Origin of the sequence: Segatella copri, from assembly GCF_009495355.1 — a bacterium.
Classification (GTDB): Bacteria; Bacteroidota; Bacteroidia; order Bacteroidales; family Bacteroidaceae; genus Prevotella.
Genome location: NZ_VZAD01000062.1, coordinates 1 through 25158, shown reverse-complemented (window position 1 = coordinate 25158; position 25158 = coordinate 1). Strand labels below are relative to the sequence as shown.

18 protein-coding genes and 1 pseudogene are annotated in these 25158 nt (G+C 48.0%); 12 read left to right on the top strand and 7 right to left on the bottom strand.

What is annotated here, in order from left to right:
- Window positions 1-49 precede the first annotated feature (49 nt).
- From F7D20_RS08060 to F7D20_RS08035, 6 genes and pseudogenes are all read left to right on the top strand, one after another.
- Window positions 50-1123 (top strand): annotated as a pseudogene (locus F7D20_RS08060) (TOTE conflict system archaeo-eukaryotic primase domain-containing protein); the annotation flags it as partial.
- 20 nt (window positions 1124-1143) lie between these two features.
- Entirely contained in the window at window positions 1144-1680 is a 537-nt protein-coding gene (locus tag F7D20_RS08055) for a methylated-DNA--[protein]-cysteine S-methyltransferase (protein ID WP_158463593.1), read from the top strand.
- A 443-nt stretch (window positions 1681-2123) separates the two neighbouring features.
- Window positions 2124-3353 carry a nucleoside recognition domain-containing protein gene (locus tag F7D20_RS08050; RefSeq protein WP_158463592.1) on the top strand — a complete coding sequence of 410 codons (1230 nt, stop codon included), beginning with the start codon at window positions 2124-2126 and terminating at the stop codon, window positions 3351-3353.
- Window positions 3354-3369: 16 nt separating this feature from the next.
- On the top strand, window positions 3370-4833 hold the full coding sequence (locus F7D20_RS08045; RefSeq protein WP_158463591.1) for an oligosaccharide flippase family protein: 1464 nt from the start codon (window positions 3370-3372) through the stop codon (window positions 4831-4833).
- A gap of 233 nt (window positions 4834-5066) precedes the next feature.
- Window positions 5067-6398, top strand: coding sequence for an ATP-binding protein (locus F7D20_RS08040; protein WP_158463590.1), 1332 nt, complete (start codon window positions 5067-5069; stop codon window positions 6396-6398).
- A gap of 132 nt (window positions 6399-6530) precedes the next feature.
- Entirely contained in the window at window positions 6531-8672 is a 2142-nt protein-coding gene (locus F7D20_RS08035) for a S46 family peptidase (protein ID WP_158463589.1), read from the top strand.
- A gap of 347 nt (window positions 8673-9019) precedes the next feature.
- On the opposite strand, the gene dusB is transcribed toward F7D20_RS08035, so the two are convergent.
- From dusB to F7D20_RS08015, 4 genes are all read right to left on the bottom strand, one after another.
- A complete protein-coding gene (dusB, locus tag F7D20_RS08030; protein WP_158463588.1) occupies window positions 9020-10018 on the bottom strand; it encodes a tRNA dihydrouridine synthase DusB in 999 nt (332 codons plus the stop codon).
- 130 nt (window positions 10019-10148) lie between these two features.
- A complete protein-coding gene (gene dprA / locus F7D20_RS08025) occupies window positions 10149-11276 on the bottom strand; it encodes a DNA-processing protein DprA (protein ID WP_276505310.1) in 1128 nt (375 codons plus the stop codon).
- A 74-nt stretch (window positions 11277-11350) separates the two neighbouring features.
- Complete coding sequence (locus tag F7D20_RS08020) at window positions 11351-12643, bottom strand: DUF2851 family protein (RefSeq protein WP_158463587.1); 1293 nt, start codon at window positions 12641-12643, stop codon at window positions 11351-11353.
- Window positions 12644-12700: 57 nt separating this feature from the next.
- Complete coding sequence (locus F7D20_RS08015; protein ID WP_217758817.1) at window positions 12701-13105, bottom strand: acyl-CoA thioesterase; 405 nt, start codon at window positions 13103-13105, stop codon at window positions 12701-12703.
- 201 nt (window positions 13106-13306) lie between these two features.
- Here F7D20_RS08015 and dapB point away from each other — a divergent pair, with 201 nt between their 5' ends.
- Genes dapB through F7D20_RS07995 form a run of 4 tightly spaced genes read left to right on the top strand, consistent with a single transcriptional unit; the run spans window position 13307 to window position 16610 of the window.
- Entirely contained in the window at window positions 13307-14068 is a 762-nt protein-coding gene (dapB, locus tag F7D20_RS08010) for a 4-hydroxy-tetrahydrodipicolinate reductase (RefSeq protein ID WP_158463586.1), read from the top strand.
- Between the two features lie 28 nt (window positions 14069-14096).
- The gene (gene lepB, locus F7D20_RS08005) at window positions 14097-15548 is read left to right on the top strand and encodes a signal peptidase I (RefSeq protein ID WP_158463585.1); all 1452 of its coding nucleotides are present in this window, start codon (window positions 14097-14099) and stop codon (window positions 15546-15548) included.
- Between the two features lie 14 nt (window positions 15549-15562).
- Window positions 15563-15991 (top strand): S26 family signal peptidase, encoded by a 429-nt coding sequence (locus F7D20_RS08000; RefSeq protein ID WP_022253069.1) that lies wholly within the window; start codon window positions 15563-15565, stop codon window positions 15989-15991.
- A gap of 7 nt (window positions 15992-15998) precedes the next feature.
- A complete protein-coding gene (locus F7D20_RS07995) occupies window positions 15999-16610 on the top strand; it encodes a WbqC family protein (RefSeq protein WP_158463584.1) in 612 nt (203 codons plus the stop codon).
- A 380-nt stretch (window positions 16611-16990) separates the two neighbouring features.
- Here the strand turns inward: F7D20_RS07995 and F7D20_RS07990 are convergent, their stop codons facing one another.
- Entirely contained in the window at window positions 16991-18181 is a 1191-nt protein-coding gene (locus tag F7D20_RS07990; RefSeq protein WP_158463583.1) for an FprA family A-type flavoprotein, read from the bottom strand.
- A 100-nt stretch (window positions 18182-18281) separates the two neighbouring features.
- Between F7D20_RS07990 and F7D20_RS07985 the strand changes: the two genes are divergently transcribed.
- Window positions 18282-19520: a M16 family metallopeptidase gene (locus F7D20_RS07985; RefSeq protein ID WP_158463582.1), complete on the top strand. Its 1239-nt coding sequence runs from the start codon at window positions 18282-18284 to the stop codon at window positions 19518-19520.
- Window positions 19521-20264: 744 nt separating this feature from the next.
- On the opposite strand, the gene F7D20_RS07980 is transcribed toward F7D20_RS07985, so the two are convergent.
- A complete protein-coding gene (locus F7D20_RS07980; protein WP_158463581.1) occupies window positions 20265-22172 on the bottom strand; it encodes a DEAD/DEAH box helicase in 1908 nt (635 codons plus the stop codon).
- Between the two features lie 239 nt (window positions 22173-22411).
- Here F7D20_RS07980 and F7D20_RS07975 point away from each other — a divergent pair, with 239 nt between their 5' ends.
- Window positions 22412-23221, top strand: a complete 810-nt coding sequence (locus tag F7D20_RS07975; protein ID WP_228114140.1) for a phosphatase PAP2 family protein — start codon at window positions 22412-22414, stop codon at window positions 23219-23221.
- Window positions 23222-23372: 151 nt separating this feature from the next.
- Here the strand turns inward: F7D20_RS07975 and F7D20_RS07970 are convergent, their stop codons facing one another.
- Window positions 23373-24551 carry a dienelactone hydrolase family protein gene (locus F7D20_RS07970; RefSeq protein WP_158463580.1) on the bottom strand — a complete coding sequence of 393 codons (1179 nt, stop codon included), beginning with the start codon at window positions 24549-24551 and terminating at the stop codon, window positions 23373-23375.
- Between the last annotated feature and the right edge of the window lie 607 nt (window positions 24552-25158).

The window sequence follows — 25158 nt, the reverse complement described above, 5'->3', positions numbered from 1 at the left end:
TGTGAGACTACCAACTTTTTTATGAACTATTCTTATCCCGAACTGGGGTATATTCATGCAATGTGGCCCCATTCGTTTCTCTGCTGATGCTAAAAGTCAGATAGCGAAACTATCATTTGAGAGGTATCTAATTCCTCGATTCACATCATTCCGTTCCATTACTGATGACAAACAGTCTATAACGACATTGTATCAGTTGCTTTCAGAAGACGAGATACGCAATACGCTCATAGTAGAAGATGTGTTTAAGGCTGTTGAAGCCGGAAGAACGCCAATCATTCTGACCAACAGAACTGCTCATGTCACCAAATTAGCCGAAAAGTTGAGGGATAAAGTGAAGAATGTTATTACATTGACTGGGACTGGAAGCACGAAAGAAAAACGGGAGATGCAGCAACACTTGCAAGAGATTTCCAGGGAAGAACCTTTGGTGATAGTCGCAACGGGAAAATATGTAGGCGAAGGTTTTGACTATCCTCGCCTTGACACCCTTTTCCTTGCTCTGCCCATTTCATGGAAAGGTCTCATTGCCCAATATGCTGGCCGACTGCACCGCGAAAACGAAGGAAAGAAAGATGTGCGCATCTATGATTACATTGACATTCATGAACCTGTCTGCGACAATATGTACAGGAAGCGACTGAAGGGTTACGCTTCCATTGGATATAAAATCATTTCCCGACATTCACACACATTGTTTGACAATGTAAAAGATATAGGCATACCTGTCTGTAAAGAGCAGATATTCAACGGTAGAACATTTTCCCGTCCTTACTCTTCAAGTATTGGAGATGCCAAGCGCTCCATCGTTGTTTCTTCTCCCAAGTTATATAGGATAGAGCATAATGTTTTGGTCAATCAGTTGAACGAGTTGGCTCATATCGGAATCGAAGTTCTCATTATCACGACAGCAAGTAACCCAGAAACAGTACACCTCCTACAAAGAGGATTGTCTGTAAGAATTTTGCCAGAAGTAAAACTGTGCACAACCATCATAGACAAAGACATCGTATGGTATGGCGCAATAAATGCCCTTGGCTATGCAACAGAAGAGGACAATGTGATAAAAGTGGTAGACAACAAACTTGCCAATGAATTGTTAGAAGTTCTGCTCACTTCCTAAATTTTATGAGAAATATGATCATGAAAGATTTACGCAGAAAACAAGTAGTATTCATCCAATACTACAACTCACCTTGTGGCGAAATCATCTTGGCATCGGCAGGCGACTGTCTATGCCTGTGCGATTGGAACAAAATGCCATGTGCCGAACGCAACAAGCACCGGCTCATGCGACTGCTGAATGCAGAATGCATCATTGCCCCCTCTGCCGTCCTGGAAGAAACAAAGAAAGAACTTGATGAGTATTTCGCAGGCAAGCGCCATACATTCGAAATTCCCTTACATCCCGTTGGTACCGACTTCCAAAAACAAGTATGGCAAGCCTTACTTGAAATTCCGTATGGAGAAACAAGAACTTACAAAGAGATTGCACAAAAGATAAACAAGATGAAAGGTATAAGGGCTGTGGCACAAGCCATCGGTGCCAATGGCATCAGCATTCTCATCCCTTGCCATCGCGTCATTGGCACCAACCGCTCACTGACAGGATACGCAGGAGGCATCGAGGCAAAAAGATTACTGCTGAATATCGAATGTCAAAATACGCCTTATGGCTGAACCTACAACTTAACTTCTATTACTTCTGAACCCAGCGAAAGTTGAATAAACTTATTAACTCCATTTCCCCATTTGAGAAAGCCAAGTTGGACATATTACTTCCCATCTTGTATCTCCTTCGCCCCATTATAAAAAGTGTCAGAAGTATATTGTTGAATTGTAACAGTAATCTCCATCTCAGGAGTCAACACTTGCCCATTCGTTCTCTTGACACGTTTAGGGCGTACTGCTAAAACGCGAATGGCAAAAATCCCTCAATGAGGGATAAAATTCATCAAAATCCTCCCTCAATGAGGGATTTTCTATATAAAACGAACCCTATACAAGTTTTTTGTTGTAATTTTGCAGCCGTGCTTGAAAAAACAACAAACAGGCTCTCTAACTTTCTACCAAGCTGGTAGAAAATTAGAAGCTATAGTAAATTGAAGAATTATACAAAATAAATGGTTTTAAATTACATTTGGATAGCATTTTTCGTGATTGCGTTCATCTTCGCACTCATAGGATTGGCAATGGGAGATACGACTATCTTCCAGAAGATTGTAGATTCCACCTTCGACTCTTCCAAGAATGCCTTCAAGATTTCACTCGGACTGACGGGCGTGCTCGCCCTCTGGCTTGGCATCATGAAGATAGGAGAGAAGGCAGGAGTAGTGAATGTGTTGGCAAGAGCGCTCAGTCCGGTCTTCACCCGACTCTTCCCTGATATTCCGAAGAACCATCCGGTAATGGGAAGCATCTTCATGAACATCGCTTCGAATATGCTGGGACTCGATAATGCGGCAACACCTACAGGATTGAAGGCGATGCAGCAGATGCAGGAACTCAACACGAAGAAGGATACGGCGACGAACCCGATGATCATGTTCCTGGTTCTGAACACCTCTGGACTCACCATCATCCCTACCACTATCCTCGCTTTCCGTGCCTCCTATGGTGCAGCCCAGCCTACGGATGTCTTCATCCCTATCCTGATGGCTACGCTCGTGGCTACACTTGCCGGCATCATCATCACCTCGCTCTGGCAGCGCATCAACATCCTGCAGCCGGTATTGCTCGCCACTCTGCTGGGAATGTGCGCCTTCGTAGGCATCATCATCTGGGGATTCGGACAGATGGATAAGGATACGATGAACACGGTTACCACCCTGGCTTCGAATATGATTCTCTTAGGCATCATCCTCTGCTTTATTCTGGCGGGTTTCTGGAAGAAAGTGAATGTTTATGATGCATTTATCGAGGGAGCGAAGGAAGGTTTTACTACTGCGGTGAAGATTATTCCTTATCTTGTAGCGATTCTCGTGGGCATCGGCGTGTTCCGTGCTTCGGGAGCGATGGATATGGTGATTCAAGGCATTTCCTGGTCGGTAGAACAATGTGGCTTGAATGCCGATTTCGTAGGCGCCCTGCCTACCGCCATCATGAAACCGCTATCGGGAAGTGGCGCACGAGGCATGATGCTGGAAGCGATGAAGAACTATGGTCCTGATTCGTTTGTGGGCCGACTGAGCTGCATCTTCCAGGGTTCCACCGATACTACCTTCTATATCTTGGCAGTATATTTCGGAAGCGTAAGTATCAGAAATACCCGCCACGCCGTGGCTTGCGGCTTGCTCGCCGATTTGGCAGGAGTCATCGCAGCAATCGCTATAGCATATATATTCTTCGGATAATAAAAAACAAATTAATATGGCAAACCTCAAAAGTTTAGCAAAGGATACCGCCATCTATGGTTTGAGCAGTATCATCGGCAGATTTCTGAACTATCTGCTTGTACCACTCTATACGGCTAAGATCAGCGCCGCCAGTGGTGGTTATGGTGTCATCACCAACATGTACGCCTATACGGCGTTACTCCTCGTCATCCTGACCTACGGAATGGAGACCACCTTCTTCCGTTTCGTCAATAAGGAGGGAGAAAATTCAGAGAAAGTTTATCACACGGTATTGAGCATGGTGGGCTTCACCTCCCTGCTCTTCATCGCCTTAGTATTCCTCTTCATCACACCTTTGAGCGATGCGATGGGCTACGCTGATCATCCTGCTTACGTCTGGACGATGTTCGTAACGGTGGCTATTGATGCTTTCCAGTGCATCCCATTCGCTTATCTCAGATACAAAAAACGCCCGTTGAAGTTTGCTGCCTTCAAGTTGCTCTTCATCGGACTGAACATTGCACTCAACCTGGTTTACTACGTCATCATGGATGGTCACGATGTGGGTTATGCTTTCTACATCAACCTGGTTTGTACCGCATCCATCACCTTCTGTTTCTACAAGGAACTGAAGGAAGGATTCATGGGAGAGAAATGTTCCTGGAGCGAGTGCAAAGTGCTTGTCAGAAAGATGATGGGATACAGTTGGCCTATCCTCGTGCTCGGTATTGCCGGTATTCTGAACCAGACAGCGGACAAGATTCTCTTCCCTTACATCTATGAGAAGGGCGATGCTCATGCACAGCTCGGAATCTATGGAGCTGCCAGCAAGATTGCGATGATCATGGCAATGATTACCCAGGCTTTCCGCTATGCTTATGAGCCGTTCGTTTTCGGCAAGGCAAAGGATAAGGACAACCGACAGACTTATGCTTCGGCGATGAAGTATTTCGTCATCTTCACCCTGCTTGCCTTCCTTGTAGTGGTAGGTTATCTGGATGTATTGCGCCACATCATCGGCCGCGACTACTGGGACGGACTGAAGGTTGTGCCTATCGTCATGGCAGCAGAGATCATGATGGGAGTTTATTTCAACCTCAGTTTCTGGTACAAGCTCATCGACAAGACCATCTGGGGTGCTTACTTCTCGGGCATCGGCTGCCTGGTGTTAATAGCCATCAACGTTATCTTCGTGCCTATCTATGGTTACATTGCCTGTGCCTGGGCTGGTTTTGCAGGATATGGAACGGCGATGCTTCTCTCCTATTTTGTGGGTCAGAAGAAGTATCCTATCAACTATCCGGTGAAGGAGATGATGATCTATGTGGTTCTCGCCCTCGTCCTCTTCGTGGGAATGACCGAGGCTAACAGATACTTCTCCAGTGGAATCGCCTGCCTCATCAACACGGCACTCATCCTCATCTTCGCTGCTTACCTCGTGAAGAAGGATTTCCCTTTGAAGAGTCTGCCGGTCGTAGGAAAGTACTTTAGAAAGTAACAGATACATAAGAAAGCAGCTGGTATGCACACTTGCATATCAGCTGTTTTTGCACTTTTCAGTTCGACTTGTTGTAAAATATCACACTTTTAAGGACGACTTTTTGTGGTTTTACAAAAGAAATCAGTATCTTTGCAGCGATATTCCCTCACAAAAGTGTTGAGAATAAGATATTATTCCCTCACAAAAATGTACAGACACAAATAATATTCCCTCACAAAAGTGTAGCAAACATGAAAAGATTCATATACAACCATCTGAAAGACTGGAAATTATCCAGCAACAGGAAACCTCTCATCATGTATGGAGCAAGACAAGTTGGCAAGACCTATATTATCAAAGAGTTTGGAGACAACGAATTTGAGAATATGGTTTACATCAACTGTTACAAAAACAAAAGCATTGCTCAACTTTTTCAAGGTGACGCAAATGCAGAAAGACTTTCCATCGGCCTTGCTGCTTATGCACACCAAGACATCACTCCTGGCAAGACCCTTGTATTTCTCGATGAGATACAAGAGATTCCACCAGTTTTGTCCTCGCTGAAATATTTCTGTGAAGACAAGCCAGAATTGCATATCATCGTAGCAGGATCATTGCTCGGTGTCATGAACATGAAAGGAGAATCCTTCCCTGTCGGTAAAGTTGACATCATGCACCTCTACCCCATGACTTATGAGGAATTTCTACTTGCCAATGGAGAGAAACAACTTTTGGATTTATTGCAAAGCGGAGATAAGGAACTTATCAACAGCCTCGCTCCAAAATTCATAGAATACCTTCGACGATACTACTTTGTTGGAGGTATGCCCGAAGCAGTATTGGAATTTACACAAAATCACAACCCAATGCAAGTAAGGCAAATTCAGCAAAACATCTTGAATGCATACGAGGCTGATATCAGCAAACACACTGAAGAACAGACACAAAGAGTAAGAATGGTATGGCAATCAATCCCAGCCCAACTGGCTCGCGAGAACAAGAAGTTCATCTATGGTGCAATAAGAAAAGGAGCTAGGGCTAAAGATTTCGAGATTGCAATACAATGGCTCACTGACGCAGGACTCGTCCATAAGGTAGAAAGAACAAGAGATGCCAAATCTCCATTAAAATTCTATGCAGACATGGATGCTTTCAAATTATATGTGCTTGATGTAGGTTTGTTGGGAGCACTCACAATGGCACAACCTGACCAGATTCTCATTGGCAACAACGTGTTTAGCGAATACAAGGGGGCGTTTACTGAGAATTTCGTGCTTCAACAGCTGAAATCTCTTCCTTACTTACCCATATATTATTACAGTAAGCCAAGCTCTACCCAAGAAATTGATTTCATAGTACAAGCCGGCAGCGAAATCTTACCAATAGAAGTAAAGGCAGAGGAGAATGTAAAGGCAAAATCACTCGCAGCATTTATCACTCACGATTTTGCCTCCTATCATCTCAAAGGTATCCGTTTCTCCATGCGAGGTTTCCAAGACCAAGAATGGATGGAAAATGTACCACTATTCGCAGTTAGAGAATTTGTTAAACACAAGGTAGAGAAGAGGTTCATCATCGAATAAGCCATAGAAACATGAGAAAGAAACTGAATAAGAAACTTTGATGGAATTTTTCGCTTTTTCTGTTCTACTTAATGTTATCTCGCAGAAAAATCGTAACTTTGCAAATCGTATAACAACAACACAAAGAATAAAATGAAGAAAAAAGCAACGGTCCTTATCGCCTCTATCATGGCGTTCTGCGGAATCAACACCGCACACGCTGATGAGGGAATGTGGACAATTTACAACTTGCCAAACGCAGTGTACGAGATGATGCAGCGTGAAGGTTTCAGTATGACTTACGACCAGCTCTACAATGGCGAGGACGCCTTGAAGAACGCTGTGGTCAACTTCTCCGGCTATTGCTCTGGAGTAGTCGTTTCACCCGACGGACTGGTATTCACCAATCACCATTGCGGTTTCGAGGCTATCAGAAGCCACTCTACCGTGGAGCACGACTACATGCTCAACGGCTTCTTTGCCAAGAGCTTCGAGGAAGAACTGCCCAACGAGGACATGTTCGTAAGTTTCATGATCGACCAGAAAGATGTTACCGACAAACTCATGAGCCTGGGCTATGAGAAGTTGGACAACAAGAAGCGTAGCGAATTGACTGACAGCCTGGAGAATGCGATGACACAGGAGGTAAAGAAGAACGACTCTACCCTGCACGTCAGCATCAAGCCTTTCTACGAGGGCAACAAATGGTACGCCACTACCTACCGCGACTTCACCGACCTTCGCTTAGTGTTCACCGTGCCTAAGTCGATGGGTAAGTTTGGCGGTGATACAGACAACTGGATGTGGCCCCGCCAAACTTGCGACTTCTCTGTATTCCGCATTTATGCCGATCCTAAGACCAATGGTCCTGCAGCCTACAGCAAGGACAACGTGCCTTACAAACCCAAGCGTTGGGCACAGGTTTCGCTGCAAGGCTATAAGGATGGCGACTACGCCATGACCATGGGCTATCCTGGCACAACAGAGCGCTACCTCTCCAGCTATGGCATCCAGACCATGCGCGATGCCGAGAATGCTCCACGTGCACAGGTTCGTGGCGTGAAGCAGGAAGTGATGCAGAAGCACATGCGTGCCGACGAGGCTGTACGAATCAAGTACGACAGCAAGTATGCCAGCTCTTCCAACTACTGGAAGAACGCCCTCGGCATGAACAAATGTATCGACTCTATAGGCATCATCAACCTGAAGCGCGAGTACGAAGCCCGTCTTCGCACATGGCAGGACACAGCCAAGGCTGCCAACGACCTGGCCCACAAGGTAGACTTCGACAAGCTTGCACAGCTCTACAAGCAGAGTGCCGACGTGAAATATGCCTGGACCAACTTCGCCGAGTCGTTTACAAGAAGAAGCAATGTAGAGTTCTCTACCCGTGCTCTCAAACTGCAGAGCAACATGGAGGTAAAGGGCCCTGAGAAGAACAAGAAGAAGCAGTATCATGAGTTTGAGGACAACTCTGACGAATGGGACATGGCTCTCGACAAAGAGGTGCTCGCCACTCTTCTGAAGAACTATAAGGAGCACGTTGACACCAAGTGGTTGCCCAAGTTCTATTCCACCATCGACACTCAGTTTGGTGGCGACTACACCAAGTATGTAGACTATCTCTGGGAGAAGTCACTCCTGATGAAGAAGGGCGCCAAGCTCTACTTCAACAAGAAGGGATTCGAGAAAGACCCAGGTGTAAGCTACGGAATGGACCTGAACGACATCTATGCCGACTTCGTAGAGAAGATGGGAGCCGTATCCGATTCTATCGCCGAGCAGGAGAAGTATCTCTGTGCTGCCAAGCTCCGCATGGAGGAAGACCTGCCTCACTACAGCGATGCCAACTTCACCATGCGATTGAGCTATGGTCAGGTAGGCGGTTTTGACCTCGGGGGCAAGCCATCAGGCTACTATACCACAGCCGAGAGCATCGTTGAGAAAATGAAGCAGGGCGACAAGGTAATCGACTATTATGCCGAGCCTATCATGCATGAATTGCTCTCAGAGAAAGACTTCGGCAAGTATCAGGACAAGGAGACTGGCAAGATGCAGCTCTGCTTCCTCACCAACAACGATATTACCGGCGGTAACTCTGGCAGCCCTATGTTCAACGGCAAGGGCGAGCTGATAGGTCTTGCCTTCGACGGCAACTGGGACAGCCTCAGCTCTGACATCAACTTCGACAAGCGCCTGGCCCGCTGCATCGGTGTAGACATCCGCTACGTGCTCTACTTGATGGACAAGTGGGGACACGCCGATCGCCTCTTGAAGGAAATCAACGCCAAGTAGCAACCCGAAAGGCATTCCTGCCATATTAGGTGTTTTCATCAGGCAATACTAACCAAGCCGTTCAAACGACATACAAACGTCGTTTGAACGGCTTTCTAATTTCAACAGAACGGACAAGAAACATCAAGAAGCCTGATGCAAAGTGCTTCGCCTAACTTATATTTAATTAAATATAGGTTATATTTAACTTCGCCTAATCTTTATTTTGCTATATACAGGTTAGGCGAAGTGTTAGACAGCAGGCTTCATTGACTTTTAGTAAAGGGCAACTCAGCTTTTGTGCAAGGGAAACTCAACTTTTGTGCAAGGGCAACTCAGCTTTTGAATATGCGTCTTCATGTTTATGTTTAGGGATGGCAAGCAGCGAGTTGAGACAGTCTGTCTCTACATTCGGCAAGAATCCTCCTCAATTCTTCCTCGGTATTGGCTCTAAGCATGGCGATACGCGTCTGCTTGAAGTCGGGAATACCTTTGAAGATAGGCGATGCAGCCAAGTGTCGGCGAGTATGCAGAATGCCTCTGTACTCATCTATACGGTCGATATTGATGCGCAGCTGTTCTTCCAGAATGTCAATCTTCTCATCGACGGTGAGGGGAGCAGCCCCTGTGTTATCTAAGTAGTCGCGCATCTCCTTGAAGATCCAAGGCCTTCCGAAAGTAGCTCTGCCCACCATGACAGCATCCACACCATAACGCTCGAAGGCAAGTTGAGCTTCTTCGGGTGTCGTGATGTCGCCATTGCCGATAATCGGAATATGGATGCGTGGATTGTTCTTCACCTCACCTACCAGTCGCCAGTCGGCCTCTCCCGTATACATCTGACTTCTTGTTCTTCCGTGTATGGTGAGCGCCTGAATGCCGCAGTCCTGCAGCTGTTCAGCCAATTCGGTAATCACAAGGTTGTCACTGTCCCATCCCAGTCGGGTCTTCACCGTCACGGGCACATTGACAGCCTTCACCACGTTACGCGTAATATCGAGCAACAGCGGTATGTTTCTCAGCATACCAGCTCCAGCTCCCTTTCCAGCCACCTTCTTCACAGGACATCCAAAGTTGATGTCTATCACATCGGGCTTCGCCTGTTCCACAATCTTGGCAGCCTCCACCATGTCTTCTGTCGTTCTGCCATAAATCTGAATACCGACAGGACGTTCCTCGTCGCTGATGGTCAGCTTGTTGACAGTCGACTTGATAGAGCGCACCAGAGCCTCAGCCGATACAAACTCCGTATACACCATAGCCGCTCCGTATCGCTTGCAGAGCATACGGAAGCCTATATCGGTCACGTCTTCCATCGGAGCGAGGAAGAGCGGTTTGTTTCCAAATTCTATATTTCCTATTTTCATATTTCCTGAATTCAATTATTACCAGCAGCAGAAGGATCAGCACTTTTTTCAAATACCTCTTTCAAAACCCTTTCAAGAGAGCATTCCCTGCTTGCGGCTGCAAAGGTACTACTTTTTTTTCGAAAAATCACTATTTCAGCAGATGATACATTCCTCCTGCCAAGGTCTTTACGATGCCTTTCATCTCTAAAGAGAAGAGATGGGCTGTGAGCCTTCCTATCTCTATCCCCGACTGAATGCTGATGAGGTTTATCTGCAGGTCGTTGTTCTTTTCCAACACATTGACAATGGCTTGCTCCTCTGCCGAGAGATCAGGAAAGAGCGTCCGCTCTATGCCTTGCCGCTTGGCTTTCATCAGTTTGGCATCGTCCTGCCACCTCATGTCTTTCACAAAGTCTTCTGCCGACGTGATAAGTGTAGCGCCATTGCTGCGTATCAGGTTGTTGCATCCCTCGCTGTACACATCGCCTACGCGTCCAGGAAAGGCAAAGACATCGCGGTTGTAAGCCTGAGATATTTCGGTGGTGATCAGTCCTCCACCCTTGGCGGCACTCTCCACGAGGATACAGGCATCCGACATGCCCGCCACAATACGGTTGCGCCTTACGAAGTTGATTTTATCAGCATTGGTCTGGGTAAGAAACTCCGTAAGCAGTCCGCCCTGACTCAACATTTTCACAGCCGTAGCACGATGGCTCGAAGGATAAAGGTTGTCCAGACCATGAGCCAACACACCCACTGTCTCATATCCATTGTTCAGAGCTTGCTGATGGGCATGAATGTCGACGCCATAAGCCAAGCCACTCACAACAAGGACTTGCGGGCATAGCTGCCTCAAGTCTGAAACAAATCGCCTGATGACATCTTCGCCATAAATCGTACAATGGCGTGTTCCCACGATATTGATGACCCGTTTCTGGTTCAGGTCTGCCGATCCTTTATAAAAGAGCATCAGCGGTGCATCATCGCAGTCGCGCAGTCTTTGCGGGTATCGTTCGTCGCTCATACAGAGTGGAGTAATGCCATATTTCAGGTCATATTCCAGCTCCACCTCAGCCCTGCGCCTTGCCTCGTCACAGTTTTTCAGCGTTTCCACGAGTTTAGGCGTGGCATCAGGCAGAATGTCTCTGATATGGTCTTTGTTCTCGAATATGGTTGTCGCCGAACCCGTTCTTCTATAGAGTTCGAGTATTCCTGCCAGACTGAAGTAGTTCAGTCGTGTCAGGGTGATAGTATTGAGTATTTCTTGCTGGTCCACGGAGATTGAGTATTGAGCGTTAGTTTGTTGGAAATTGAATGTTGAGTTGAGAGAGATGCGACAAAGCAGGATGCTTAGAGTTTCAGATATTCGTATCCGAAACGACAGCGCAGACATTCCTTCTTGTCGCAGTATTCCTTCTTGAGCTGGATGAGCGCCTGCGAGTCGCCGGCATTATCCACCACGAGTCCACACTGTTGCCAGAGTCGGATGATGTAGTTGTTCTCGGGTCGTAACTGTTCCAGAAAGTCGAAAGCTCTGTCGCAATATTTCTCCTCGCCCCTATGTCTGCCATAGGCAAAGAGAATGGGAACCACGGTGTTGATACACAACAGGTTGAGCGAGAATGGAGACAGGTTTTTATCGTTTCTCACACTGGTGCTTCCAAAGGTGTAATGCGTTTCCCAATAAGGCGTCACAGCCGTGGCAAGCACTTTCTTGGCATCCTCTACCGAAGCGGCCTCTACGAGTTGGCTCAGTCCTGCCTTGCGCTGATAGTACAGATGTGCCAGTTGCGAGATTCGGATATGCGGGAAGTTTTGCGGTCTGAGTCGCAGAAACCTCCACTGCCTGTAGTCCATCGGGGTCAGGTTGAACTTATGAGCCAAGTATTTGTATTCATTCCTCAGTTTGGCAAAGTATCCGTCGTTCAGAGCATCTTTCTGGTATCTTTCCGGTATGGTGTTCAGTTCCAGCAGCCCTGCCTGCCCCATGAAGATGGCCTCTATCTGGAGAATGTCGTCACGGTGATGTCCCACGGCCTGCAAAGGTATATGGAAAGCCCATTCCTCAAAGGCTTCGCCATTGACACCAAAGCCGAAGTTGCGTGCCAGTGTCACGAAATAAGCATTCTCCCAGTCACCATTGCATCTTCTTACCCGATCCTCTATGGCATTGGTTTTCTGCTCTAAGCGTTCGGTCTGCAGGGCATTCATCCATGCATGCACGGTAAGACTCGTCAGCGAGGGGATGATCTGATAGCAAGGTGGATACTGGTCTACCGACAACAGTTCCCTGTAGTTCTTCATCACCTTGTCGGGAATATCCAATGCCATCTGCGTCAAAGCCTCTCCCTTACTGTTTTTCGCCTCTGTGTCCACACATCCGCACACATGCAGAACCACATTGTCGTACCGCTCGTCTTTGTCGTGTCTATGCACATACCAATCGCTCGCCTTGTCGTGTATTTCCACGTTTCCCACCCATAGGGTTCCGTCTATCTTCACCTTGGCATTGAAGAAGTCGGGGCCTGCATTGCGATTGTGCAGTCCCGGGTCAATCACCTCTACCGGCTTTCCCGATGTCGTGCAGAGAGCGGTGAGCGGAAAGAGCTTATGTTTCCAAACATAGTGCAGTAGCTGTTCCATATCGTTATCGGTTTTAAGTTTTTATTGTTAAGGAGTCAGAGGGCAGTGGTATGTTTCTCAGGCAAAGTATTTCTCGAAAGCCCTGTCGTAGTCTTCGCTGTTGCCCAACTTGCCCTGTATGAGACACACCAACTCAACGGTAGCTTTCAGACACAGACGTTCGTCGGAGGCACGATAGATGTCCTGATGGAACACATATCTCACTCCCTGCTTCTCCAACCACAGTCTCGAGTAGAACTCATCGTCACACTGCAGCGGTGTCTTGTATTGCAGATTCATCCTCGCCACGACTGCATCCACTCCCTTGCGGTGCATCTCGGCAAAGCTCAGTCCACATTTCTGCAGAAAGAGGTGCCGGGTGTGCTCCATATAGTGCAGGTAGTTGGCATTGTTGACGATTCCCTCTATGTCGCACTCATAGTCGCGCACTTCCATCTTGGTCTCAAATACGTATTTCATAATCTTTATGTTGCTTATTTTGGTCCTAAAAATCCTCTTTTTGAGGGCTTTATCTCTAAATCACTGCAAAAATAACCAAATTTTTCTATTAATTGTCACTATTAAGGACGTATTTTCAATATTTTTGATTATTTTTGCCGAAAGGTTCGCGCACGAACGTGCGTGAAAGCATAAAACAGATAGAAACAAAACAAGAAATAAACGATGAAAATAGCTTTGATTGGCTACGGCAAAATGGGTCACATGATCGAAGAGATTGCCCTGCAGCGTGGCCACGAAATCGTATGTAAGATTGACGTGAATAACCCTGAAGATATCGACAGCCCCGAGTTCTGCTCGGCAGATGTCGCCATCGAGTTTACCAACCCTACAGCTGCCTATGGCAACTATCTCAAGGCCTTCGCCCACAATGTCAAGGTGGTGAGCGGCTCCACAGGATGGATGAAAGACCACAAGGCTGAAGTCGAGGCATTGTGTGCCGATGGCAAGCAGACTCTCTTTTGGGCTTCCAACTTCAGCATCGGTGTTGCCATCTTCCAGGCTGTCAACCGCTACTTGGCCAAAATCATGAATCAGTTCCCACAGTACAATGTCTGCATGCAGGAAACCCACCATGTACATAAGCTCGATGCCCCAAGCGGAACAGCCATCACCCTTGCCGAAGAGATTATTGACAATCTGGACCGCAAGAAAGACTGGAAGCGTGGTGTCACCTACTGGACCAACGACGGTCATCAGGACGAGGGCGACCAGAACATTACCTCTGACGACTTGGTCATCAACTGCGTTCGCGACGGCGAGGTGCCAGGCATCCATGCCGTGATGTATGACTCTGAGGCAGACATGATCACCATTGAGCACAGCGCCCACTCACGCAAGGGCTTCGCTCTCGGTGCAGTCCTGGCAGCTGAGTTCACTGCCACCCACAGTGGCCTGCTCACTACTTCCGACCTCTTTAAGTTCTAATTCCCCATCAACCAATTCTATCAAGTTAATGATCGACAAACAGAAACAAAAACTCAATATGAAGGTGCAGTGGACCAAGTTCGCTATCGTGCTGGTCCTCTATCTTGCCTTCCTGCTCTGGGTACAGAGTTGGCTCGGCCTTGTTGTCGTGCCCTTTATCTACGATGTCTATATCACCAAAAAGATACGCTGGCAGTGGTGGAAAGATTCCGAGGGCCCCGTACGCTTTATCATGAGCTGGGTTGACGCGCTCGTCTTTGCCCTTGTAGCCGTCTACTTCATCAATCTCTTCTTCTTCCAGAACTACGTCATCCCTTCTTCGTCGTTGGAGAAGAGCCTTCTCACGGGCGACTACCTCTTCGTAAGCAAGGTAAGCTATGGTCCACGTATTCCACAGACCCCACTCACCATGCCCCTTACCCAGCACACCATGCCGCTGGTCAACATGAAAAGCTACGTAGAGTGGCCTCACTGGGACTATCGCCGTGTCAAGGGATTGGGAAATGTAAAACTCAACGACATCGTGGTATTCAACTATCCTGCCGGCGACACCCTCGTCAACGAGGAGCGCTATCAGGCATGCGACTACTATCACGATCTCGTCTATCCTTTCGGAGAACAGATTCTGGAGCAGAACGGCCTGGCTAAGGACGTGGCTCACCTCACTCCTCTGCAGCGTTATCGCTACTTCGAGCAGGTGTACGCCACAGGACGCCACTACATCGAGAGTATGCCTGGCGAGTATGGCGACATCATCAGCCGTCCTACAGACCGTCGCGAGAACTACGTGAAGCGTTGCGTCGGACTGCCCGGACAGACCCTCCAGATCAAGAACCGTATCGTTTATCTCAACGGACGTCCCAACAAGGAGCCCGACAACGTGCAGTACACTTATAAGATGAAACTTCGTGGCGAGTTCCCCGTCGACCTGGCCGACGAGTTGGGCATCACCAACGAAGACCTGCTCACCTACAACCAGAGTGGCGTCATTCCGCTTACCCGCAAGGCTTACCTGGCTCTCAAGGCCAACAAGAACCTCGTGGCAAGCATCAGCATCAATACCGATGCCACTTACGGCGACTTATACCCTATCAATGCCAATACAGGCTGGACACGCGACAACTATGGTCCTATTTGGATTCCACAGAAGGGTAAAACCATCGCCCTGACCCTCGACAACCTGCCCATCTACGAACGATGCATCAAGGTTTACGAGGGCAACGACCTGAAAGTGGACAATGCAGGCCGCATCCTTATTAACGGCAAGGTAGCCAAGAGCTACACATTCCGTCTCGACTATTACTGGATGATGGGCGACAACCGTCACAACTCAGCCGACTCCCGCTACTGGGGTTTCGTGCCAGAAGACCATATTGTGGGTAAACCTATCTTTATATGGTGGAGCCACAGCCCTGACCATCCTGGCTTCTCGGGCATACGCTGGAATCGCCTCTTCAAATTTGTCGACAACATCAAGTAACTCCTATCCATTAAGTGAAAGTAGCCGTCAAATACCTCATCACGTTAGTGCTGGCACTGCTCCTTGTATGGGCAGTCCACACCTACGTCCTCACTATCTTCTCGGTTCCACAAGGCGGGCTTCCGCCCTACCTTAAGTCTGGCTCCCGAGTGATAGTGAACAGGGTATATTGCGACAGCTTCAAGCGTGGCGACCTCGTAGTCTTCACCGATACGATAGCACGTCGTGGCGCCTCTGTCACCGAAGCCCACTTCATTGGCCGCATAGAACGACTGCCTGGCGACACCATTACCCTCGACACGGTGCGCTACGTCATTCCTGCCATTTGCTGTCGCCGTTGTGGCTGTCCCGACTGCCGCTTCTACCTTGTACGCACGCAGCGAGGCCCGCAAATCGTTCATAAACACCAGATGATAGGTAAAGCCCACTTGATATTTAAGTGAAAACAACATGCTTTCCATTCTTTCTTCCACCTATTTCGGTCCTGTGCAGTGGTATCAGAAACTACAGCGCAGCGAGGCGTGCCTCATAGAGCAGCACGAGAACTTCGTCAAGCAGACCTACCGCAACCGCATGATCATTGCCACAGCCAATGGTCCACAAGCTCTCACCATACCTACTACACATGGCACTTCCCTGTCAATCAAAGACATTCGCATATCCGATCATGCCAACTGGCGCCATGTACACTGGAACGCCCTTGCCTCAGCCTATGGCGAGAGTCCATTCTTTCCTTACTACCAGGACGACTTGCGTCCTTTCTTTGAGAAGAAATACGAGTTTCTCTTTGATTTCAACATGGAGATAACCCACAAGATGATCGAGTTGCTCGACATCCGTCCCCATCTCTCGCTCACTGACCATTATCTGCAGGGCGACGAACTGAAGGACTTCTGCGACTATCGTGAGTCAATACGACCCAAACACCCCCTTCCTGATGCCGACTTCGTTCCGCACCGCTATTATCAGGTCTATGAACATAAGCTGGGTTTCCTGCCCAACATGAGTATTCTCGACCTCCTCTTCAACGAGGGAAACGAATCTATTCTACATCTTATATAATAATTGAGCCCACTTTAAAAAATCATTTTTGATAATTTCTTTATATGTAACCATCTGATAATCAAATGGCATTTTGTAGGGAAAAGAACAAAAAACTACTTTTTAAAGTGGACTCATAATTGAAGTTTCGCAAGTTTTTCCTCACACGCCCTGAAAGGGCAGAAGCTCTTAGCCCAGGGCAGCGCCCTGGGTAATTACGGCAGCAAACCTTGTCGCCCTGTAAGGGCAAAAGCTTTAAAACTCGTGGCAATTTACAAAGCTTTTGCCCTTACAGGGCGCCTTGCAGATTGGCATTATACCCAGGGCGCTGCCCTGGGCTAAGAGCTTTTGGGCCTTCAGCCCGTACTTAAACCACTTACGAAACTTGAGTAATAAAACTTTTACAAGTTCAGCAATCGCTCACCCATGGCCTTGCCCAATGCCTCGCATTGCGCCTTCACCTCGGGAGTAATGGCCTGTTTCATATCTACAGGCTCGCCTACAGCCTCGAAATGCAAGCGTGTGTCGTTCCACTCCTGTATCTTCGCCACAGCCTTGCTGGCCCAGCAATGCGAGCCATACCAGCCGAGCAGATGGTTCTTGATGTCCTTGTTGGCCAACTCAGAGAGAAGAACCTCCATCTCATGGTACAAGCCTGCATTATAAGTAGGAGCACCTACTATCAGACCTCTGTAGCGGAACACATCACGCAGGATGTAGCTATGGTGGGTCTTAGAGATGTTATACATTACGATGTTCTTCACACCAGCCTGGCTCGCAGCACGCGCGATAATCTCTGCCATACGCTCTGTGTTGCCGTACATCGTACCATAGCAGATCACCAGTCCTGGCTCTGTCTCGTATTTCGACATCTTGTCGTACATATCCATCACCTTCGCAATATGCTCGTGCCAGACAGGGCCATGGGTCGAACAGATAAAGTCTAACTCCACACCTGCCAACTTCTTCAGCGCATTCTGTACAGGCACACCATACTTGCCCACAATGTTAGAGTAGTAGCGCACCATCTCCAACCAGAATCCCTCACAGTTGATCTCCTCGTCTATCACACCGCCATTCAGCGCTCCGAAGCAGCCGAAAGCATCGCCCGAGAAGAGCACCTTGTTGGCAGCATCCAATGTCACCATTGTCTCAGGCCAGTGAACCATCGGAATGAGCACGAAACTCAACTCATGGTTGCCTGTGCTCAACGTCTCACCATTCTTTACTTCCACCACATCATCGGTCACGCCATAGAATCCCTCCAGCATACCTAAGGTCTTCTTGTTGCCTACTATCTTGATGTTGGGATAATACTTCTTGATGAGAGCTATCGAACCGCTGTGGTCTGGCTCCATGTGATTGATGACCAGATAGTCAATCTCCCTCTCACCAATCACTTCCTTGATATTCTCCAGAAACTGAGTGAAGAAATCCACCTCCACAGTGTCGACAAGCGTCACTTTCTCGTCTACAATCACATACGAGTTATAGCTCACACCATTGGGCAGAGGCCACAGCCCCTCAAAACGATGCTTGTTTCTATCGTTTACACCCACGTAATAAATCCCGTTCTTAATTTCTGTTACCATAACTGTTAATTTTGATTTTTGAGCACAAAGATAAAGAATAACCCAAAGAAAGCAAAACGAATTCGCTATTATTAAACAATTTTTCACTACCTTTGCAGCCATGAATTACAATACACATACTCTCTCCAACGGGCTTCGCATCATTCATCTGCCCTCTACGAGTCCCGTCGTCTACTGTGGCTATCAGATTCAGGCAGGCTCACGTGACGAGCTGCCAGGCGAGGAAGGCCTTGCCCATTTCTGCGAGCACACCACCTTCAAAGGTACCAGCCGTCGCCGGGCATGGCACATTCTCAACAGCCTCGAAAGCGTAGGAGGCGACCTGCAGGCTTACACCACCAAGGAGTCTACCGTCTACTATGCCGCCATCCTTCACGACCATACAGCACGGGCCGTTGACCTCCTTACCGACATCGTCTTCCACTCCACCTATCCCCAGGCAGAGCTTGACAAGGAGGTAGAAGTCATTTGCGACGAGATAGAGAGCTACAACGACACACCCTCCGAACTCATCTACGACGAATTCGAGAACCACCTCTTCAAGGGTCATCCTTTAGGTCATAGCATCCTCGGAACAGCAGAGGGCGTACGAAGTTTCACACAAGCTGATGCTCAGCGCTTCGCCCATCGTCATTATCGTCCAGACAATGCTATCTTCTTCGCCTATGGTGACATTTCCTTTTCCCGCCTTGTACGCCTCTTGGAAAAGGCTCAAGTGGGACTGTCCGCAGCCTTTGCTATCCAGCGCCCCCAGTCAGCAGAACTGCCTCATCACGACTTTCTGCAGGAGCCACGTACTGTCATCATCCCCAAACACACCCATCAGGCACACGTCATGACGGGCACTCAGGCTTGCAATGTCCATGACGCACGCCGTATGCCTCTCTATCTTCTCAACAACATCCTTGGAGGTCCTGGCATGAATGCCAAACTCAACCTCGCCCTTCGCGAGCATCACGGCCTCGTCTATACCGTAGAGAGCAACCTGACCACCTACAGCGACCTGGGCTACTGGAGCATCTATTACGGCTGCGACGTCCACGACATCGAACGTTGCCGCCGCCTCGTACACCGCGAGTTGCAGCATTTCATCGACCGTCCTCTCAGTCCTTCGCAGCTAAGAGCTGCCAAAAAGCAGATTAAGGGACAGATAGGAGTGGCTTGCGACAACCGTGAGAACTTCGCCCTCGACTTCGGCAAGAGCTACCTCCATTATGGCTGGCTCAAGAACATCCAGCATCTCTACGAGCAGATAGACGAAATCACCTCGCAGCAGATACAGGAAGTCGCCCAGGAATATTTCGCCGACGAACGTCTCTTCACCCTCATCTATCAATAATGCCGTGAGGTAGAGATTACCTCAGTTGGCGCATTTTTGTTTCCTCAGTTGGCGCACTTTTGTTTCCTCAGTTGGCGCATTTTTGTTTCCTCAGTTGGCGCATTTTTGCTTCCTCAGTTGGCGCATTTTTGCTTCCTCAGTTGGCGAAACAACATCGGATTAGATTACAGAACTTTCGCAAGTAAGCACCACACGCCCTGAAGGGCAGAAGCTTTCAAGTACCAGACAATTTACAAAACTTTTTCGACCTGTACGGTTGGAATTACGTAGCACGCCCTGAAAGGGCAGAAGCTCTTAGCCCAGGGCAACGCCCTGGGTTGTTTTGGACGCAAATCTGTCGCCCTGTAAGGGCAAAAGCTTTAAAAATCAAGGCAATACATAAAGCTTTTGCCCTTACAGGGCGCCTTGCCGATTGCTATTATACCCAGGGCGCTGCCCTGGGCTAAGAGCTTCTGCCCCTTCAGGGCGTGCTTGAACCACTTGTGAAAATTGAGAAAATAAAAGAATAATTATACCGTATATTTATTCCATAATCACCAAAAAAAACACGCACCAACTGGAAAAAGGAATCTGCCTAACTGGAAAAAAATTTTTTCCCAACTGGGAAATTATTTTTTCACAGTTAAGTCCTGTTAGGCAATGAATATTTATACAGAAGGATTATGACTGCAATTTTAGCCCTTTCCAATATAGAAAAAGGCTAAAATTCAGTACTTTTACATGCGAGTTCTGTCGCTAAGGCGACTACTTCTTCGTAGGACGGCGGCGTGCCCAGCCTTCTTCCTCGAAGTTGGGTTCCTCGCCCTTGAACTTAACGTTGTCGTTGTGCTGGAAGAACTGACGCCAGTCGCCTGTCTCCTCTTCTCTGCGAGGCTTACGGCTACGACTCTCTGCACGACTGCCTTTCCCCTTGCCTCTGCTCTCGCTGCCCTTGCCGCCCTTGCGGCTCTCACGACTCTCGCTACGACTGCCACGGGCACTACGTCCATGACCCTCTTCGTCGGCATCGTTGCAACGAACGGTGCGGCCCTTGTACTCTGTACCGTTGAGAGCTTTCATCACACGCTTGGCATCCTCCTCGGGAACCTCGATGTAGGCAAACTTAGAGAGCAAATCAATGTGTCCCACCTCCTGGCGACCCTTCACGTGCTTGTTGAGATACTGCATGATCTCGCCAGGATAGAAGCCGTCGGCCTTGCCCAGGTTGATGAAGAGACGCTTGTATCCAGCCTCTGCCTCGTGCTTGCGGCGACCGTTAGACACCTTTCCATGACCCTCTGAGCCTCTACCCTCACCACGAGAGCCACGAGAGCCCTTGCCGGTTTCGGGCTTGACTATCTCAGGAGCGTTCTTATAATAGTCGAGGAACTTACCAAAGGTGATGGTAACCATCTTCTTGATGATGTCTTCCTTGTCGATGTAGTCGAACTGGCGGTTGATCTCTGCCATATAAGGCTCTATCTGATCCTCGTCAACATCGGTCTTCATGATGTCGTCCATAGTCTTGAAGAGCTGTTTCTTACAAATCTCCTCGGGAGTAGGAAGGGTGCCGTCAATAAAATCTTTGCCTATCTGTTTCTCAATCTGTCTTACCTTAAACTTCTCGCGGGTGTGGATGATAGAGATCGAGGTACCCTTCTTTCCGGCACGACCTGTTCGTCCACTACGATGGGTGTAGCTGGCAATATCGTCGGGGAGTCCATAGTTGATGACGTGAGTAAGGTCGTCGACATCAAGTCCTCGGGCAGCAACATCGGTGGCCACAAGGAACTGCACATTGTGATTACGGAACTTCTGCATGGTGAGGTCGCGCTGCTGCTGACTCAAGTCACCATGAAGAGCCTCTGCATTATAACCATCGCGGATGAGTTTGTCGGCAATATCCTGTGTCTCCAACTTGGTGCGACAGAAGATAATGGCGAAGATGCGGGGATAAAAGTCTACGACACGCTTCAGGGCAAGATACTTGTCCTTGGCGTTCACCAGATAGTAGATGTGATTGACGTGCTCGGCACCCTCGTTGCGTGAGCCTACAACTATCTCCTTATGGTCGTGGAGATAGTGGAGCGCTATTTTCTCTATCTCCTTGCTCATAGTAGCAGAGAAGAGAAGTGTATTTCTATCCGCTGGTACATTCTCGAAGATGGCGTTGATGCTCTCGGAGAAACCCATATTGAGCATCTCGTCAGCCTCATCCAATACAACATTGTTCACATGCTCCAACTGAGCCACGCCACGGTTGATGAGGTCGAGAAGACGACCAGGTGTGGCTACGATGATCTGTACACCATGCTTGAGGGTGCGTATCTGACTGCCTATATCGGTTCCGCCATAGACTGCAGCAATGTGGAGTCCGTCGATGTACTTGGCGAAACTGTTGAGGTCATCGGCTATCTGAAGACAAAGCTCACGGGTAGGACTCAGGATAATGGCCTGTGTCTGCTTGTTCTTAGCATCGGTCTTCTGAATGACAGGAATGCCATAGGATGCAGTCTTACCAGTTCCTGTCTGCGCCAACGCGATGACATCGTTTTTGTTGCCTAAGAGATAGGGGATTACTTCTTCTTGTACGGGCATTGGATTCTCGAATCCAAGCTCCTCAATAGCGCGGCGAATGTCCTCGCTGACGCCTAATTCTAAAAATGTTTTCAAATCTTTTTTACCTTATTAATGTATTCAATGCAGAAGGCTGAATTCACCCTCCCAGCCATTAATAGGGTGCAATATCCTTCCGAAAACGCTTGCGACAAGGCTGTCCTGTCCTACTCTAATAGGCGACAGGCTGCCTGATACTTGTCTAAATTCGGGTGCAAAGTTAGTAAAAAGTTCTTGATAATCAAAAAGTTTTCGTACTTTTGCACACAAAATAGACTTTTTATACATTCAAAATGATGATGGATTTATCAGTTCTTTTGCCTTCGTGCCTACGACGGAGGGTTCTGCTGGGACTTGTTTGCTGGTACTGTTGCAACTCTGTGCTGTGGGCGCAGGATTCTGCCATGGTGTCGGTGGACTCGTTGGAAACAACGGAAACAGTACAGACCGACTCTATTGTAGCCGCAACAAGACCATTGCCCGCCCCCATGATGACGGCAGACTGCAAACCCGTGCTGCGACCGAAGGACGTACTGGTACCTGTAGTCATAACAGGACTGGCTGCGCTGTATGTTCAGAACCATGGTTGGTTTGCGCAACAGAAGCGCGAGGTTCAGAAAGGGCTGTCGGCTGAGGGAAGGCATCATCTGAGGGCTGACGAAGTATTGCAGTTTACACCCATGGCGACGGCCTGGGGCTTGAGGTTAGCAGGCGTAAAGGGGAAAAACGAACCTAAAGAACGCCTGGGCATCATAGCGCTGTCGTACGCTTCATTGGGACTCATTACGTTCGGCATGAAGGCGGCTGTAAACGAGGAAAGACCCGACGGCAGAGACTGCAGGTCATTTCCATCGGGTCATACGGCGAGGGCATTCATGGGTGCAGAGATGCTGTATCAAGAATATAAGGACGTGTCGCCATGGATAGGATATTCGGGCTACGCCATGGCTGCGCTGACAGGCTATCTGCGAGTCTACAACAACCGGCACTATCTGAACGATGTCGTGGCGGGAGCCTGCATCGGAATTCTGTGTACCAAATTGGGATATTGGCTGCAACCGAAATTGTTTAAGAAGAAAAAGAAGGCTTTCAAATTTCAATATTGAGAAATTTGAAAGCCTTCTTCGCTTCATCCGAAAAAACTTCGACCTGTTCAGTTGGAACGCCATGTAAGGGCGAAAACTCCTAACCCAGGACGTGCTGCTTATAGGAGACACTTGGCGTGTTCATTTACAGGAAGTCCCTTTCATTCCTTCATCAAAGGTTTTGGTCAAGGAATTGGAGAATCTTTTGCTGTATGCGAAGTCCGCAGGAATGAGGCACGTCCCAAAGTTCGGTGGTAAGGAGAGAGTCTGCATGTTGGCTGTTCCATACAGCATGCATCTGCTCGAAAGCCTTCTTGACTCCGGGGACGGGGAAAAGATGGTCAAGGGTGCCACTAATAAAGAGAGAAGGATGAGGACAAGCCAAGGAGGCGATGTGAGGATAGTCGAGGTACTGACGGAGTGCAGGAATGCAGTTGGCAAACCCTCCGTTCTCCTTTCGTCCATAACGCAGGGTAAGCTGATCGTCGGTAGTGATCATCCAGCAGATATTGGCACTCGCCTTGATCTTGTCGGAGAGGGCAGCAAGCATCCAGGAACGGTATGCGCCCATAGAACATCCCACACATCCTATCCTGTCCTTATCGACCATAGGGAGAGTAGACAGGAAATCGGTTCCAGCCATATCGTCGTAGGTCATAAAGGCAGAAAGGTCGCGTCCAAGCATCATCATGTTGCCGGCGATAATATCATACTTGTTGCGGTCGATACCTTCCTTACGGCTACGCTCGCCCCAAAGAGGTGCGTCGGCAGAGAAGACTACATAGCCGTGACGGGCAAGATAGTCGCCAAGATACTGACCTTCGTACAACTTCTTTGCCCATGCATCTGCATCGGCGACAACGGCGGTGTCGACATCAAAGGGACGTATCATCTTCTCCTTGCCGATGTAGAGGTGGGCTCCATGGTCATGGAGGGCATTGATGGCAGGGAAAGGTCCCTTGCCGTCGGGTATAAGAAGATAGGCTGTGATGCGGGCATAGGCGTTGACACAGAAGCTGATTTTCTGTGCACGATAACCATCTCGTTGTTCTTCGGCTATCACCTTCATGTCCCACGACTTGGCTCGGCGAGGAGGTGCCATCATACATTCAAATATCTTCTGACGGGCAGCCTTCTTCCATTTTGCAAAGTTTTTGATAGGACTGTTACCCCATGCCATAGGGTATGTGAGTTCCTGTTTGAGTTGTTCGACGTAAACGGGCAACTCACCTTGCCACTCGTAATTCTCTCGCATAGGCAGTTGTTTCGCATTCGGTTTCTGGGCGAAAGATGGCTGAGAGAATATCAGCAAGGCAAAAAATGTGAAGAGTGAAAAATCCAAATGTTTCATTGTTATTGAGTTTTTAAGTGTTGAATGTTTTGCTGAGATGCAGCTTATCTTATGCAAAGATAAAAAAATAATTTGGAAAACAAATGAAATGCGTACTAAAATATTTGAAAGAAAATTCCCAGTTGGACAGTTTACTGCCTCCAACTGATGGAAAGTGATTTTTGACGCCTTTTTGCGTCGCAAAGCTTCGTTACGACATCTCAAATAGGCAAGAGTTCGATGGGAGATTGCCCTTCATGCCTCATAATTCCTTCCAAATGAGGTCAGGATACATGAATTTGGCTCCAATTACGTGCGCTCCGAGAACAGGGAAAATCATCGGAACGATAGGTTCGTGCATGGATTTTGATGCCTGTGAGAGTAAAAATGGCACTATTTTCGTTCATTTTTTCCTGTTTTAGCACCTTTGGGCGGTCTTTTTTGAGACGTCATACTTCATATTTACCTTTTCGTTTCTTGGTAAACAACTGATTATTAGCCTTTTAGAGAAGTAACTAAGTTATCTGCTGTCTCAGTTTCAGTTGTCTCAGTTATTTTTAAGAGGGTTGTGTGTTTTCATTTTTTCAATTTTTATTATATTATATATATATTATAACTATATATATAT

Bases quoted from the DNA above. Each gene is read 5' to 3' on its own strand.
- lepB (WP_158463585.1), top strand. From the start codon at position 14,097: ATGATCGACAAACAGAAACAAAAACTCAATATGAAGGTGCAGTGGACC.
- F7D20_RS08035 (WP_158463589.1), top strand. From the start codon at position 6,531: ATGAAGAAAAAAGCAACGGTCCTTATCGCCTCTATCATGGCGTTCTGC.
- dapB (WP_158463586.1), top strand. From the start codon at position 13,307: ATGAAAATAGCTTTGATTGGCTACGGCAAAATGGGTCACATGATCGAA.
- F7D20_RS08050 (WP_158463592.1), top strand. From the start codon at position 2,124: ATGGTTTTAAATTACATTTGGATAGCATTTTTCGTGATTGCGTTCATC.
- F7D20_RS08055 (WP_158463593.1), top strand. From the start codon at position 1,144: ATGAAAGATTTACGCAGAAAACAAGTAGTATTCATCCAATACTACAAC.
- dusB (WP_158463588.1), bottom strand. From the start codon at position 10,018: ATGAAAATAGGAAATATAGAATTTGGAAACAAACCGCTCTTCCTCGCT.
- F7D20_RS08040 (WP_158463590.1), top strand. From the start codon at position 5,067: ATGAAAAGATTCATATACAACCATCTGAAAGACTGGAAATTATCCAGC.
- F7D20_RS07970 (WP_158463580.1), bottom strand. From the start codon at position 24,551: ATGAAACATTTGGATTTTTCACTCTTCACATTTTTTGCCTTGCTGATA.
- F7D20_RS07990 (WP_158463583.1), bottom strand. From the start codon at position 18,181: ATGGTAACAGAAATTAAGAACGGGATTTATTACGTGGGTGTAAACGAT.
- F7D20_RS07995 (WP_158463584.1), top strand. From the start codon at position 15,999: ATGCTTTCCATTCTTTCTTCCACCTATTTCGGTCCTGTGCAGTGGTAT.
- F7D20_RS08045 (WP_158463591.1), top strand. From the start codon at position 3,370: ATGGCAAACCTCAAAAGTTTAGCAAAGGATACCGCCATCTATGGTTTG.
- F7D20_RS07975 (WP_228114140.1), top strand. From the start codon at position 22,412: ATGATGGATTTATCAGTTCTTTTGCCTTCGTGCCTACGACGGAGGGTT.
- F7D20_RS07985 (WP_158463582.1), top strand. From the start codon at position 18,282: ATGAATTACAATACACATACTCTCTCCAACGGGCTTCGCATCATTCAT.
- F7D20_RS08020 (WP_158463587.1), bottom strand. From the start codon at position 12,643: ATGGAACAGCTACTGCACTATGTTTGGAAACATAAGCTCTTTCCGCTC.